13 protein-coding genes and 6 tRNA genes are annotated in these 14,711 nt (G+C 45.7%); 3 read left to right on the top strand and 16 right to left on the bottom strand.

Annotated features, from left to right (window positions below; genetic code table 11):
- Nucleotides 1-56: 56 nt before the first annotated feature.
- From VR7878_RS07180 to kdgR, 16 genes are all read right to left on the bottom strand, one after another.
- Entirely contained in the window at nucleotides 57-1,187 is a 1,131-nt protein-coding gene (locus VR7878_RS07180; RefSeq protein ID WP_077334774.1) for a sodium ion-translocating decarboxylase subunit beta, read from the bottom strand.
- A 9-nt stretch (nucleotides 1,188-1,196) separates the two neighbouring features.
- Nucleotides 1,197-2,984: a sodium-extruding oxaloacetate decarboxylase subunit alpha gene (oadA, locus tag VR7878_RS07175; protein WP_077334772.1), complete on the bottom strand. Its 1,788-nt coding sequence runs from the start codon at nucleotides 2,982-2,984 to the stop codon at nucleotides 1,197-1,199.
- A gap of 22 nt (nucleotides 2,985-3,006) precedes the next feature.
- Nucleotides 3,007-3,267, bottom strand: a complete 261-nt coding sequence (locus VR7878_RS07170; protein ID WP_077334770.1) for an oxaloacetate decarboxylase subunit gamma — start codon at nucleotides 3,265-3,267, stop codon at nucleotides 3,007-3,009.
- Between the two features lie 202 nt (nucleotides 3,268-3,469).
- Nucleotides 3,470-3,546 (bottom strand) — tRNA-Arg (locus VR7878_RS07165).
- A 38-nt stretch (nucleotides 3,547-3,584) separates the two neighbouring features.
- A tRNA-Arg gene (locus VR7878_RS07160) sits at nucleotides 3,585-3,661 on the bottom strand.
- Nucleotides 3,662-3,702: 41 nt separating this feature from the next.
- A tRNA-Arg gene (locus tag VR7878_RS07155) sits at nucleotides 3,703-3,779 on the bottom strand.
- 60 nt (nucleotides 3,780-3,839) lie between these two features.
- Nucleotides 3,840-3,932: transfer RNA gene (locus tag VR7878_RS07150), tRNA-Ser, on the bottom strand.
- Between the two features lie 17 nt (nucleotides 3,933-3,949).
- Nucleotides 3,950-4,026 (bottom strand) — tRNA-Arg (locus VR7878_RS07145).
- A 27-nt stretch (nucleotides 4,027-4,053) separates the two neighbouring features.
- Nucleotides 4,054-4,146 (bottom strand) — tRNA-Ser (locus tag VR7878_RS07140).
- Between the two features lie 290 nt (nucleotides 4,147-4,436).
- Nucleotides 4,437-4,637, bottom strand: coding sequence for a carbon storage regulator CsrA (csrA, locus tag VR7878_RS07135; protein WP_077334767.1), 201 nt, complete (start codon nucleotides 4,635-4,637; stop codon nucleotides 4,437-4,439).
- Nucleotides 4,638-4,725: 88 nt separating this feature from the next.
- Nucleotides 4,726-5,913 (bottom strand): aspartate kinase, encoded by a 1,188-nt coding sequence (locus VR7878_RS07130; RefSeq protein ID WP_077334765.1) that lies wholly within the window; start codon nucleotides 5,911-5,913, stop codon nucleotides 4,726-4,728.
- A 233-nt stretch (nucleotides 5,914-6,146) separates the two neighbouring features.
- Nucleotides 6,147-8,729 (bottom strand): alanine--tRNA ligase, encoded by a 2,583-nt coding sequence (gene alaS, locus VR7878_RS07125; protein ID WP_077334763.1) that lies wholly within the window; start codon nucleotides 8,727-8,729, stop codon nucleotides 6,147-6,149.
- Between the two features lie 346 nt (nucleotides 8,730-9,075).
- The gene (gene recX / locus VR7878_RS07120; RefSeq protein ID WP_077334761.1) at nucleotides 9,076-9,540 is read right to left on the bottom strand and encodes a recombination regulator RecX; all 465 of its coding nucleotides are present in this window, start codon (nucleotides 9,538-9,540) and stop codon (nucleotides 9,076-9,078) included.
- Between the two features lie 66 nt (nucleotides 9,541-9,606).
- Nucleotides 9,607-10,659 carry a recombinase RecA gene (recA, locus tag VR7878_RS07115; protein ID WP_077334759.1) on the bottom strand — a complete coding sequence of 351 codons (1,053 nt, stop codon included), beginning with the start codon at nucleotides 10,657-10,659 and terminating at the stop codon, nucleotides 9,607-9,609.
- Nucleotides 10,660-10,888: 229 nt separating this feature from the next.
- Nucleotides 10,889-11,392 carry a nicotinamide-nucleotide amidase gene (gene pncC, locus VR7878_RS07110; RefSeq protein WP_077334757.1) on the bottom strand — a complete coding sequence of 168 codons (504 nt, stop codon included), beginning with the start codon at nucleotides 11,390-11,392 and terminating at the stop codon, nucleotides 10,889-10,891.
- A 203-nt stretch (nucleotides 11,393-11,595) separates the two neighbouring features.
- Nucleotides 11,596-12,378: a DNA-binding transcriptional regulator KdgR gene (gene kdgR / locus VR7878_RS07105; protein ID WP_077334755.1), complete on the bottom strand. Its 783-nt coding sequence runs from the start codon at nucleotides 12,376-12,378 to the stop codon at nucleotides 11,596-11,598.
- A gap of 257 nt (nucleotides 12,379-12,635) precedes the next feature.
- On the opposite strand from kdgR, the gene kduD reads away from it, so the two are divergent.
- From kduD to VR7878_RS07090, 3 genes are all read left to right on the top strand, one after another.
- The gene (gene kduD / locus VR7878_RS07100) at nucleotides 12,636-13,397 is read left to right on the top strand and encodes a 2-dehydro-3-deoxy-D-gluconate 5-dehydrogenase KduD (protein WP_077334753.1); all 762 of its coding nucleotides are present in this window, start codon (nucleotides 12,636-12,638) and stop codon (nucleotides 13,395-13,397) included.
- A gap of 108 nt (nucleotides 13,398-13,505) precedes the next feature.
- Nucleotides 13,506-13,832, top strand: a complete 327-nt coding sequence (locus VR7878_RS07095; protein WP_077334751.1) for a cupin domain-containing protein — start codon at nucleotides 13,506-13,508, stop codon at nucleotides 13,830-13,832.
- Nucleotides 13,833-13,868: 36 nt separating this feature from the next.
- Nucleotides 13,869-14,510, top strand: coding sequence for an RpiB/LacA/LacB family sugar-phosphate isomerase (locus VR7878_RS07090; RefSeq protein WP_077334749.1), 642 nt, complete (start codon nucleotides 13,869-13,871; stop codon nucleotides 14,508-14,510).
- The last annotated feature ends 201 nt before the right edge of the window (nucleotides 14,511-14,711 follow it).

Genomic DNA, 14,711 nt, shown 5'->3' with positions numbered 1-14,711 from the left:
AATATATATCATTTTGCCCTGCATCGTGAACCTCTGACGGTAAATTTGCAGAAAAATTAACCGACTAGCGCCAACAGAATCCCCGCAGCAACCGCTGATCCCAAAACACCGGCAACGTTGGGGCCCATCGCATGCATCAATAAAAAGTTCTGTGGGTTTGCCTGTAACCCGACTTTATTGACCACCCGGGCCGCCATCGGTACTGCAGAGACACCCGCGGCACCAATCAGTGGATTGATACTTTCTTTAGAGAGCTTATTCAACAGTTTAGCCATCAGTACACCACCAGCCGTACCAATACTAAATGCCACAGCCCCTAATGCTAAAATGCCTAATGTTTCGAGATTTAAAAACTTATCTGACTGCAATTTGGAACCAACCCCTAAACCAAGAAATATCGTCACGATATTAATCAGTTCATTCTGAGCTGTTTTTGATAAGCGCTCGACCACGCCGGCTTCCCGCATCAGATTACCGAGACAGAACATCCCGACTAAAGGTGTGGCTGACGGTAGAAAAAGAATCGTCATCAATAACACCAGCATCGGGAAAAAAATCTTCTCCAGCTTGCCAACATACCGCAGTTGTGCCATTTGTATCTGCCGTTCTGCCGGTGTAGTCAGCACTTTCATGATCGGTGGCTGAATAATCGGCACTAAAGCCATATAACTATATGCAGCAACAGCAATGGCCCCTAATAAATCAGGCGATAAACGACTTGCAAGAAATATCGCGGTCGGCCCGTCGGCTCCACCAATAATTGCAATTGACGAAGCATCTGCCATGGAAAACGCCATCCCCGGCACCAAGTTGAGCAAAATGGCACCAATCAAGGTGGCAAAAATACCCAATTGAGCCGCAGCCCCCAGCCATAACGTCTTCGGATTCGCAATCAACGCGCCAAAGTCAGTCATGGCACCGACGCCCATAAAGATCAGCAGCGGAAAGACACCCGACTCGATACCGACATGATAAACATAATAGAGTAATCCGCCCGGCTCAGTAAAACCGGCATTCGGAATATTAGCCAGAATGGCACCAAAGCCAATCGGCAAGAGCAGCAAGGGTTCAAACCCTTTGGCAATGGCTAAAAATAGCAGCAGGCATCCGACCAGAATCATGCAAATCTGACCAAATTCGAAATTTGCAATACCAGTCTCAGCCCATAAGGTTAGTAATCCGTCCATGAGTCACCCTTATGCCAGACTGAATAACGGTGAACCGACATGCACCGAGTCACCTTCTTTGACTAAAACGTCCTGTACGGTACCATTTTTAGCGGCACGAACCTCGGTCTCCATTTTCATCGCTTCCAATACTATCAGCACATCACCTTCATTGACGGGATGACCGGGCAAAGCATTCACTTTAAAAATCGTTCCCGCCAAAGGCGCAGCAATCACCTCTGCATGACCTTTCGGGGCCGTCTCTTTTGGTTGTGGCGCTGCATTCGATACAGATGTTACGGCAGTGAGCTGGCCTTGAGGACCGACTTCAACTTCATAGACCTGCCCATCGACTTTCACGCTATAAGCTTCAATACCTTGAGCATCAGATGTAACACTGGGTGCAGCATTGACCGCAGCATCCTCTTCAACGCACGGTAACGGTTCAAATGCATCTGGGTTGTCTCTATTCTTAAGGAACTTTAAGCCAACCTGAGGGAAAAGCGCATATGTCAGAACATCATCGACAACAGACTCAGCCAACACGATCCCTTCAGCTTTTGCCTTCTCGGTCAGCTCATCGGTCAATAACGCCATTTCAGACTCAATCAAATCCGCCGGGCGGCAGGTAATGGGCTGCTGCCCCTCAAGCACTCGCGCCTGTAATTCAGCATTGACAGGTGCTGGTGCAGCACCATACTCCCCTTTCAACACCCCGGCGGTTTCTTTGGTAATACTTTTATAACGTTCCCCCATCAGCACGTTAATCACAGCCTGAGTGCCGACAATTTGAGAGGTTGGTGTGACCAGCGGAATATAACCGAGGTCATGACGTACTTTTGGAATTTCAGCCAAGACTTCATCAATTCGATCTGCGGCGCCTTGGTCCTTTAACTGCCCTTCCATATTGGTGAGCATTCCACCGGGAACCTGAGCAATCAGAATACGGGAATCCACCCCTTTTAGTTGCCCTTCCCATTTCGCGTATTTCTTACGGACATCGCGAAAATAAGCAGCAATCGGTTCTAGCTGCTCCAGAGAAAGTCCTGTATCACGCTCACTCTGTTCTAACATGGCCACAACCGTTTCTGTCGGTGTGTGTCCATAGGTCTGACTCATCGATGAAATCGCTGTATCTAAAATATCGATTCCCGCTTCAACAGCTTTGATGGCCGTCGCGGTCGATAACCCCGTAGTCGCATGACAATGCAGTGCCAACGGCACATCACAGGCCTGTTTAATTCTACGAATTAAAGTTTCAGCTTCATAAGGTTTCAATAACCCTGACATGTCTTTGATACATAAAGAATGACAACCCAGATCTTCCAGACGCTTCGCCAGATCAACCCACATTTCAATGTTATGAACAGGGCTGGTCGTATAAGAAAGCGTCCCCTGCGCATGAGCACCGACATTGATTGTCGACTGAACCGCTTTCTCAAAGTTACGCACATCGTTCATTGCATCAAAAATGCGAAACACATCCATCCCATTTCGATGTGCGCGCTCGACAAATTTTTCAACCACATCATCTGCGTAATGACGATATCCCAATAAATTCTGCCCCCGTAACAGCATCTGCATCGGGGTTTTCGGCATCGCTTGTTTCAAGGTTCTGAGACGTTCCCACGGGTCTTCCCCTAAAAAGCGAATACAAGAATCAAATGTTGCGCCACCCCAGGTTTCCAACGACCAATAACCAACCTGATCAAGCGCTGATGCGATGGGTAACATATCTTCAATACGCATCCGTGTCGCAAACAAAGACTGATGCGCGTCACGGAGGACCACATCAGTAAGAGCCAACGGTTTAGACATACAACACTCCTATTTATAATAACTATTTATGTTTGGCTGATGAGCGATATTGGTGTACCGCTGCTGAAATGGCAGCTACAACCTGAGGGCTAACATCCGTTGAATGGGTAAGCGTTTGTGGAGACTGACTCGCGTCAGGTGGTAACGGTGGTGTCTCTTGAGGAACAATCTTGGACATCAGAGTGACGAGATAGACCATAATCGTCAGAAATGCGAAAACGACCAGCATTCCTGTCATCATTAAGGTAGCAGCTTCCGACAATAAGCTTCCTATATGACTCATTCTATTTCCTTTTTATCGATTTCTGGGTAGAACATTTGTTAAACATCCATATCAACAAATTGAACGCAAATAGTATCGAATAAAGTTTATGCAAATGCTGAGAGAAAGATAGAAAAAAGGAATGAATCAAGACAGCAATACTGTGAGTAAGCTATCAAAAAATAAAAGAATATCGGAAGCAGATAAGACAAAAGTAAAGAAATGGCGCGCTCGGAAGGATTCGAACCTTCGACCGCCTGGTTCGTAGCCAGGTACTCTATCCAGCTGAGCTACGAGCGCGCTGATGAAATGTATTGTTGAACAAAAAACTGAATTGATGGCGCGCTCGGAAGGATTCGAACCTTCGACCGCCTGGTTCGTAGCCAGGTACTCTATCCAGCTGAGCTACGAGCGCACAATAAAATCAATCTTCTGATCATGTCGTTCATATTAAAGTGGCGCGCTCGGAAGGATTCGAACCTTCGACCGCCTGGTTCGTAGCCAGGTACTCTATCCAGCTGAGCTACGAGCGCGCAATAACTTCAATATTCACTGACACTGTGCTGTCCATATTCACGAATTAATCATGCTTATGGCGGTGAGGGAGGGATTCGAACCCTCGATACGGCTACAAACCGTATACTCCCTTAGCAGGGGAGCGCCTTCAGCCTCTCGGCCACCTCACCACAACACAATCATAAAGTGGCGCGCTCGGAAGGATTCGAACCTTCGACCGCCTGGTTCGTAGCCAGGTACTCTATCCAGCTGAGCTACGAGCGCGCAATACTTCATGTATCAAGCAAGACATGGCGGTGAGGGAGGGATTCGAACCCTCGATACGGCTACAAACCGTATACTCCCTTAGCAGGGGAGCGCCTTCAGCCTCTCGGCCACCTCACCGTCTTGCGGAGGCACATATTACGATTTACCAAAAATATGTCAAACATTTTCTTGGAAAAATAAGGAAAAAACGCATCAAGCGTTGGCTATTTAATCAATGTAAAACAATTTGATTCTTTTATCACCGGATGAGAGAAAGCTCACCCAAAGTCACCGAACAAAAGTCACCGAACAACTGAATCGTTACTCAAATCATCAGTGCGATAAAAAACAGGAAGTAGAGAGGTGCGTATCACTATCGGGTTAGTATAAAAAAGGCTGACAATTATTTTGCCAGCCTTTCTCAAGGGTTAATAACTCGGTGTACCAGAGCTACCATTACCACCCTTTTCTGCTTGAATGCGCATGTATATTTCTTCACGGTGAACAGATACTTCTTTGGGAGCATTGACACCAATTCTCACCTGGTTGCCTTTCACACCGAGTACAGTTACTGTGACTTCATCACCTATCATGAGCGTTTCGCCTACACGGCGCGTCAAAATTAGCATTCTTTGGCTCCTTGAGTCATCTCTGTTTTGCCTTAACTACATTATTATCTATTAAAAACCCTATAGGGGTAAACTGTCTCATACAAAATCAGCCCATAAAACGCTGTTTGGGCTCATGATCAACAAATGAACCGGAAATGACATAAGCTTCATGAATGACATTTGCTGCACTATCTATTTGTTCAGGCGCGATCACTAAGCTATGAGATAAGTTATCAGAATAACCACTATCTATCAGAATATTGGCAGAACAAAGCAATTGATATGTTGATTCAATCAAATCATTCGCTTTCTTGCCGACAATTGTCAGTAAGCTAACCGGCTTACTATTACGGATTTTATCTTCAAACACCAGTCCCAACTTAGCACTAGCGTCCTGTTTAATCAGCAAAGCTGTAAATTCTGCATCACCGATCACATTCCATACATCAATTCCTAACAAATGGCATTGTTTCAGAATGGAATCAACATGATGAGATTCAAAACTCAGCTTAATCATATCTTTTTGCACCGCAATGCCACACACATCATACGGTGAGCTTTCTCCACGAATGAGGGTTCCCTCATTATGTTCAAATGTCGATAAAACCCGCAACGGAACCTGATGCCGCCATGCATATTGAACACACGGCAAATGGAGCACTTTAGCACCTTTTCTGGACATCTCTTCCATTGACGGAAAATCAATAATATCGAGTTTTCGGGCATTTTCGACAATTCTGGGATCCGTGCTATAAATACCATCGACATCGGTAAATATTTGACATTCATCCGCAGCCAGCATTCCGGCAAGCGTTACCGCAGTCGTATCAGAGCCGCCTCGTCCCAGTGTCGTAATATCACCACTTTCACTGACGCCCTGAAACCCAGCAACGATCACGATCGTATCTTCATTCAATAACTGCTGAATTTTCGCTGTATCAGCTTGCAGAATCGTCGCATCGTTATGCTGATTTGTCGTCACAATACCAAGCTGGGAACCTGTGAATGAACGCGCTGAATACCCCATTTTATGCAGCGTCATTGCCAGCAGAGCCATCGATATTTGCTCTCCTGAGGATAAAATCACATCCAGTTCCCTGGCATTTGGAACCCGATCAACCTGATGGGCCAAATCTAATAATCGATTGGTTTCACCAGACATTGCCGATACAACGACAACGACCTGCTGCCCCCGCTCTTTCGCATCGATTACATGTTGCGCTACCGTATGGATCCTTTCAACCGAACCCATCGATGTTCCACCAAATTTTTGAACTATAAGGGGATTTTTCACCAGTCGTCACCTTCCTAAGACAAAGTCTCACTCAGAAATCAGCCCACACTCGTTGTTTGGACTGATTTCGGTACATGGTGATGTCATCTCTGTATTCAAAAAACATCACCGTAAAAATGTGATAAAAACAAAACCAAGTGGCTTATCAGCTTAGTTTACAGACGCTAATTAAACCACTTGGTCAGGGATAAATAATTATTTTGAATCAAGCTAAAGTTATATGTAACTTTAGATTACAGCTGGGATTCAATCCATGCTTCCGCAGATACCAAAGCCTGAGGTAGTGCATTCACATCACTACCGCCAGCCTGAGCCATATCCGGACGACCGCCGCCTTTGCCACCAACTTGCTGGGCAACCAGATTGACAAGTTCACCGGCTTTCACCTGACCGGTCAAATCTTTCGTCACCCCGGCAATGAGTCCGACTTTATCATCATTGATATTGCCCAGCAGAATGACCCCACTGCCTAATTGATTTTTCAACTCATCAACCATACCGCGAAGTGCTTTATTATCCGCCCCTTGCAATTGAGCAACCAAGACTTTGACCCCGGCTATCTCTTTTACTTGCTGAAGCAGATTTGAACTGGCCTGAGACGCCAATTTATCTTTTATCTGCTGGATTTCTTTTTCCAACTGTCTTGCTTTCTGAGCGGCTTCTGCCAGTTTATCTTCATAAGTTGCCTGCTGCGTATCAATCAAATCCAGCGCAGCTTCGCCGGTCACGGCTTCAATTCGACGAACCCCGGCAGCGATACCACTTTCAGAGACAATCTTAAACAACCCGATATCACCGGTATTGCTTGCATGGACACCGCCACACAATTCAGTCGAAAAATCGCCCATCGATAAGACACGGACTTTGGTATCGTACTTTTCACCAAATAAAGCCATCGCACCTTTCGCTTTCGCTTCATCAAGCCCCATGATATTCGTTTCAACCGTATGGTTACGCCGAATATGCTGGTTGACCATCCGTTCAACTTCTTTCAGTTCTTCAGCGGTCATGGCTTCCATATGTGAGAAATCAAAACGCAGGCTTTCCGCCCGAACCAGTGAACCTTTCTGAGTCACATGTTCACCCAAAACGCGGCGTAATGCTTCATGCAGCAAATGCGTGGCAGAATGGTTCAATGCAGTTGCAGATCGTCTTTTCGCATCAACCTGAGCATCAGCCATTTCACCTTGGTTCAAAAAGCCTTCAACCAATGATCCATAATGAATAATTGCGTTTCCTTGCTTCTGGGTATCGACGACCTGAAATACACCACTCTCGGTACGAATGATACCGGCATCACCACACTGACCACCGGATTCCGCATAAAATGGCGTTTCATCCAGTACCAGCATTGCATGATCACCGGATGAAAGCGTCTCAACCGGTTCACCATGAATAAATATCGCAACAATCTTACCTTGACCTTCAGTGCCTTCATAACCACAGAAATGGCTCGATGCGTCAACTTTAATCATGGTGTTATAATCGGTACCGAATTGTCCGGCTTCACGAGCACGCTGACGCTGTGCCTCCATCGCCTGTTCAAATCCGGCTTCATCAATACTAAGGCCATGTTCACGTACAACATCATTGGTCAAATCCGCAGGGAAACCGTAGGTATCATAAAGTTTGAAGACAGTTTCTCCGTCGAGAACTTTTCCATCCAGATTTTCCAGCGCTTCATTCAGAATCGACATGCCACGCTCAAGTGTCCGGCCGAAGTTTTCTTCTTCGATACGAAGCACTTTTTCAACCACAGCCTGCTGTTTTTTCAATTCTTTACCGGCACTACCCATAATTTCGGCCAACGGACCAACCAATTTATGGAAGAATACGCCCTGAGCACCCAACTTATTACCGTGGCGAACCGCGCGACGAATGATGCGTCGCAGAACATAACCACGACCTTCGTTAGATGGCACCACCCCATCAACAATTAAGAACGAACAAGAACGAATATGATCAGCAACCACGCGGAGCGACTGATTTGAAAGATCATGACACCCAATCACTTGCGCGGCTTCTTTAATCAAAGTCTGGAAGACGTCGATTTCATAATTTGAGTGCACGCTTTGCATGATTGCGGAAATACGCTCGATTCCCATACCTGTATCGACAGATGGTTTAGGCAGAGGTTCCATGGTGCCGTCAGCATGGCGGTTATACTGCATGAAAACGTTGTTCCAGATTTCAATGAATCGATCACCGTCTTCTTCTGGTGAGCCCGGAGGTCCGCCCCAGATGCTGTCACCGTGGTCATAAAAAATTTCAGAGCATGGGCCGCATGGGCCGGTATCGCCCATCTGCCAGAAATTGTCTGACTCATAAGGCTTACCGCCTTTTTTGTCACCAATTCGGATGATCCGCTCGGCAGGAAGGCCGATCTGCTTGTGCCAGATATCGAACGCTTCGTCATCAGTCTGATAAACAGTAACTAACAAACGCTCCTGAGGTAACTTGAGGACTTCGGTCAGAAACTCCCACGCATACTGGATTGCATCTTGCTTAAAATAATCGCCGAAGCTGAAGTTCCCCAACATTTCAAAAAATGTATGGTGTCGTGCAGTAAAGCCGACATTTTCCAGATCATTATGCTTACCACCGGCACGAACGCAGCGTTGTGCGGTGACTGCACGCGTATAATCACGCTTTTCTAAACCAAGAAAACAGTCTTTAAACTGGTTCATCCCCGCATTCGTGAATAGCAGTGTTGGATCATTGGCAGGGACCAAAGATGAACTGTCTACGATTTGGTGTCCTTTTGTCTCAAAGAACGAGAGGAACGCCTGGCGAACCTCGTCAGTGCTCATGTACATGCGCTATTCCTGAAATATTCAAAGATTCAACTAAAATTTTGCGACCTATTGTAAAGCATGGATAAGTGTTCGCCTAGCTTTGTTTTGAACTCTGAGCCCGGATGAACAAGGTCGCTCACCGGCTGCATTCTATTGAAAAGGTGTGTGTTCCTGTCGGAACTATCTTTGAAATGAATCGAAACGGAGAAGGAATCAATAAAGAGTGCTCAATTCTTTCTCCGTTCACGGGAAGTCATAAGCAATGACGCACAGCAGAGATAAAATTCAGATAAAGGCAGGTCTGCGAAATTAACGTCAGTGATATAAGATATAAATCCCCGCCGCCTTCTCCGGACATGAGCGCAGCTCACCTGTGAGTCGGATTCAATGCGTACTGAATCTGTTCGAAATTAAAGCCCCGATACTGTAAAAAACGCACTTGTTTGGCATACGCTTTGGGATCTTTCACTGACGCTTCAATGCTGATACCAAACTTTTTCTCAGCCGTTGATTTCGCTAATTCAAACCAGTCGGTTTCCAATTCAGCCAGCTGCTCGGCAATGATAGACTCATCAATTTGCTTTTGCTTCAGTGATTGATAGATTCTCAGCTCACCGTGACCTTTGGCAATATGGTGCCGAATCATGCCTTGGGTATAGCGGACATCATCCAGATAACCATACTGTTCACAAGCCTGAACCGCATGATCGACTTCATCGCCATCAAACCCTTTTGCGATCAACTTACGGTATAACTCGACCCGTCCGTGATCCCGGCGACTCAGCAACTGAATCGCGGTTTCCAGACATGTTCTCGAATGTTCTCTACTCATCTGGAATTTCCTTAAAAAAAGCCCCGCATTATGCAGGGCTGTTTCAACATTGTATGGCGTTACGAATTAACTTTCTTCTTCTTGCTTAAATGTCTGCTCAATCCCTTCCTGACCATCTTCAGGAATCGGGTTATTGCTCAGCAACATTTCTCGGATTTTATGGTCGATAACTTTCGCCACTTCAGGATTTTCACGCAAATATTTACAAGCATTTGCTTTCCCCTGGCCGATTTTATCACCGTTATAGCTGTACCAAGCACCCGCCTTTTCAACCAGCTTATGTTTCACACCTAAATCAACCAGTTCACCTTCACGGTTAAACCCTTGACCATACATAATCTGTGTATTGGCTTCTTTAAATGGTGCTGCAATTTTGTTTTTCACCACTTTGATTCGTGTTTCATTACCAACCACTTCATCGCCTTCTTTAATCGAGCCGGTACGACGAATATCCAACCGAACAGAAGCGTAGAATTTTAAGGCATTACCACCGGTCGTTGTTTCAGGGTTACCGAACATCACCCCAATTTTCATCCGGATTTGGTTGATAAAGATACACATACAGTTCGATTGCTTCAGATTACCGGTCAGTTTACGCATCGCCTGAGATAGCATCCGCGCCTGTAGCCCCATATGGCTATCACCCATTTCACCTTCAATCTCTGCTTTCGGCGTCAATGCTGCAACGGAGTCAATCACCATAACATCGATCGCACCGGAGCGCGCCAATGCGTCACAGATTTCTAATGCTTGCTCACCGGTATCTGGCTGAGAGACCAATAACGCTTCAATATCAACCCCAAGCTTCTTCGCATAAACAGGATCCAACGCATGTTCCGCATCGATAAATGCACAGGTTTTCCCTTCGCGTTGTGCTGCAGCAATCACTTCCAGAGTCAGTGTGGTCTTCCCTGAAGATTCCGGGCCGTAGATTTCAACAATCCGTCCCATCGGCAGACCACCGGCACCTAAAGCGATATCAAGTGAAAGAGACCCTGTAGAGATCGTTTCAACATCCATGGCACGGTTATCACCAAGACGCATGATTGACCCTTTACCAAACTGCTTTTCAATTTGTCCCAGTGCCGCGGCCAGTGCTTTTTGTTTGTTCTCGTCCATTACGTTCTCCAGACAGTCACTTTCAGATATTAAGTCGATGGGTTATTTTCCCGAATTTATGTCGAATGATTATACTGTAAATTCATACAGTGTCCAGACCTGTCGATGAATTTTCCTGACCGATTTGAATCCTTGGGATCATATCACTTTCCGACTGTGCTTTGATACTGTAGCCACTCATTCACGCCACTGACAGCAAGCGACAGGCCGCATAAACAATGCGGAGATTTTATGACTGTGCGACACGTTCATGTGTCAGATAATCATGAATGGTCTGCAAAGCATGGTAAACGGCCTGCGAGCGAACTTGCGTGCGACTTCCTGAAAAATGGACCGTTTCAACCTTCTCCCAGCCTGAATTTGCTTTCCAGCCAAAACAGACTGTGCCTACCGGTTTTTCAGCGCTGCCGCCATCGGGCCCGGCAATACCGCTCACCGAGACGGCCAACGATGCCTGAGAATGGAATAAAGCCCCGCTGGCCATTTCTAAAACCGTCTGTTCACTGACAGCCCCCCATTGCGAGAGCGTCTCCTGCCGGACACCCAACATTTGCTGTTTGGCTCCGTTACTATAGGTGACAAACGCCCGATCAAACCACGCAGAGCTCCCGGCAATCTCGGTAATAGCAGTTGCAATTCCGCCGCCGGTACAAGATTCGGCCGTCACCAAAATATCCCCACATGTAAGAAGTAATTCTCCGACACGTCGACTTAAAGCTTCATGTAATTCCATTGATAATTCCTTCGTGTGAATGGTTCCGTTTGCCTCAACTCACTTATCCTAAGCACTTCCCCGGTCAAAGAAAAGCGGTTGCCCTGAGACCGAATATCACTCCCCCGGAAATTGCTATGCAGGGTTGCGCCCCATAAAAAATGGCAGCCTATGCTGCCATTCATACCTCAACTCATACCCAACCAGTCATGTTATTGGATTGGTTAGACTGGATATTGATGATATCCGAGTTGCTCAGAAATATTCTTACCGGCTTGCTGCAGTAATCCAACATAGTAAGACATCCGTTTTTCATCGAAACGAATCGTTGGGAACGAAATCGACAATCCGGCAATAATATTGCCAAACCGATCATAAACCGGGGCGGCAAGACAGCGCAGGCCGGATTCCTGTTCCTCATTATCTTCAGCAAAATGGCGCTCTCTGACATACGCCAGTTCAGCTAACAGCTGATCAACATTTTCTAATGTTTTATCGGTATGCTTAACAAATTCAACCGGCTCAAGCACCTGACGCACAAAAGACTCATCCCGCTCTGACAGTAAAATTTTACCAATTGCAGTACTGTAGAGTGGATTACGCCGTCCGATACGAGATTGCATCCTTAAGTTATAGCCTGAATCGATCTTATGGATATAGATAATTGCACCGTCGTCCAAAGCGCCCAAATGTACCGCTTCATTGGTTTTTTCAGAGATACAGTTCATCTCTTTATCAGCGAGAGAAACAAGATCAACATACTCAAGTGATTTTGCACCAAGTTCAAACAGCTTCAGAGTCAGAGAATATTTATCGGCCTCTCCCTCCTGAGAAATATACCCCAGAGACTTCATTGTCTGCAAAAAGCGGTAGGTCGTCGCTTTAGACATCATTAATCGTTGGGATAACTCAGATACTCCGATTTCTTTTTGTTCGCCTAATGCCTGAAGAATACTAAATACTTTTAATACCGAAGAAACGGCTTCTGGCTGGGTCGATTTCTGCATGAATCATCTATTCCTACATGTTTGTCTTGTTTTCATTATAACGAAGAGAAGTCAGAGAGCCAGTAATTTAAAAAAGCCATTTCAAAAATTTAGAACCAGCACCAGCTCAGGTCAAAATAAATACATGAATCATATTTTATGAAAAAGCGTTTCAAAAAAAATTGCCAGTTATATTTTTTTTGTGTAGTGTAAATCATACAAAACGTGAACGATGATAATTCATTCGCGCTGCATGTTACCACTGGAGGAAGCAGAATATGATTCTCGATTCATTTAACCTGCAAGGAAAGGTTGCAATTGTCACTGGATGTGACACAGGATTAGGTCAGGGAATGGCATTAGGTTTAGCAGGTGCTGGCTGTGATATTGTCGGAGTCAACATTGCTCACCCCACAGAAACCATCGAAAAGGTTCAGGCTCTCGGTCGAAAATTTGTTGCGATTCAAGCAAACTTAATGAAGCTGGACGATATTCCCAATATTATTGATCGTGCGATCACCGAGCTTGGTCACATTGATATTTTAGTTAACAATGCCGGTATTATCCGCCGCAATGATGCGATCGAATTTTCAGAAAAAGACTGGGATGATGTCATGGACATCAATGTCAAATCTGTTTTCTTTATGTCTCAAGCCGTCGCAAAGCAATTTATTGCCCAAGGTACCGGTGGCAAAATCATTAACATCGCTTCTATGCTTTCTTTCCAAGGTGGTATTCGCGTCCCTTCCTATACCGCATCGAAAAGTGGTGTGATGGGGATTACGCGTCTTATGGCCAATGAATGGGCGCAACATCAGATTAATGTCAACGCAATTGCCCCCGGTTATATGGCGACCAACAATACCGCTGCCCTACGAGCAGATGAATCACGTAATCAAGAAATCGTCGAACGGATTCCGGCGGCACGCTGGGGGCTTCCGGAAGATTTAGCCGGGCCTTGTGTTTTCTTAGCATCGTCGGCTTCGGACTACATCAATGGTTATACCATTGCCGTTGACGGTGGCTGGCTCGCCCGTTAATTCAGCGCCGTGAATACGGATAAACCAATGGTAAAAGCAGTCCACCGAATCGGAAGTCAGGTCAGATTTTCGGTAAACAGTCCTTCAGTCAGGTGAAAGAGAGAAAATATGTTCATTTATAACCAAGAGGTTGCATTGGAAGATCTTGGGAGTGGCGTATCACGAAAAATCCTCGCCTACAGCGAGAACATTATGAGCGTCGAAGTTCACTTTGAAAAAGGCGCAGTAGGCCCGATGCACAACCATCCCCATGAGCAACTCACTTATGTTTTGTCCGGTGAATTTGAGTTTACGATTGGCGATGAAACAAAAATCGTCAAAGCCGGGGATGCACTTTATAAAGAGCCTAACGTCATGCATGGGTGTGTCTGTCTCGAAGCCGGAGTCTTACTCGATAACTTCACGCCGATGCGGCAAGATTTCCTCAAATCATAAATCTATATTGCGGTGCTTAACCGCAGGAGCATAAACATGAAAATCGCGTTAATGATGGAAAACAGTCAGGCAGCTAAAAACGCTGTGGTACTGAATGAGTTGACCCAAGTCGTGACACCACAAGGTGACTCAGTCTACAACGTCGGTATGAGTGACGAAAACGATCACCACCTCACCTATATTCATCTTGGTATCATGGCAAGCCTGCTGCTCAATTCAGAAGCGGTAGATTTTGTTGTCGCCGGATGTGGCACCGGTCAGGGAGCGATGATGTCACTCAATATCCATCCCGGCGTTGTTTGCGGATACTGTCTGGAGCCTTCAGATGCATTTCTGTTCAACCAAATCAACAACGGAAATGCACTCTCGCTGGCCTTTGCTAAGGGGTATGGCTGGGGCGCTGAACTCAATATTCGCTATATCTTTGAAAAAGCATTCACAACGGGTGAACGAGGACAAGGTTATCCTCTTGAACGTGCCGTGCCGCAGAAACAAAATGCCGGCATCCTCAATCAAGTAAAATCCGCTGTGGTCAAAGATAACTATCTCGATACCTTGAAAGCAATTGATCAAGCGCTGGTCAGAACTGCGGTGTCAGGCCCCCGCTTCCAAGAATGTTTCTTTGATCATTGCAAAAAACCAGAGATTGCAGCGTACGTTCGTGACTTGCTGAAATAATTTTCACGAAAGATCAACAGCCCCTAAGATTAAGAATCAGTTGTTTGTCAGCCTGTTATGGGCTGACTTTTTACCATGTTTGACTCAGCGAAATCATGGTACGACGCTGAACACTCGGTGATTTGTCGCCCAAGCAGTGAAGTATCACCACTCTTAATAAAAATAAAACATGTATTCATTTTTAATGAATAAAAACAAAGT

The sequence above is a fragment of the Vibrio ruber DSM 16370 genome, assembly GCF_900163965.1.
Taxonomy (GTDB): domain Bacteria; phylum Pseudomonadota; class Gammaproteobacteria; order Enterobacterales; family Vibrionaceae; genus Vibrio; species Vibrio ruber.
The sequence above is the reverse complement of the archived record's forward strand: the minus strand, read 5'-3'. Positions and strand labels throughout refer to the sequence as shown.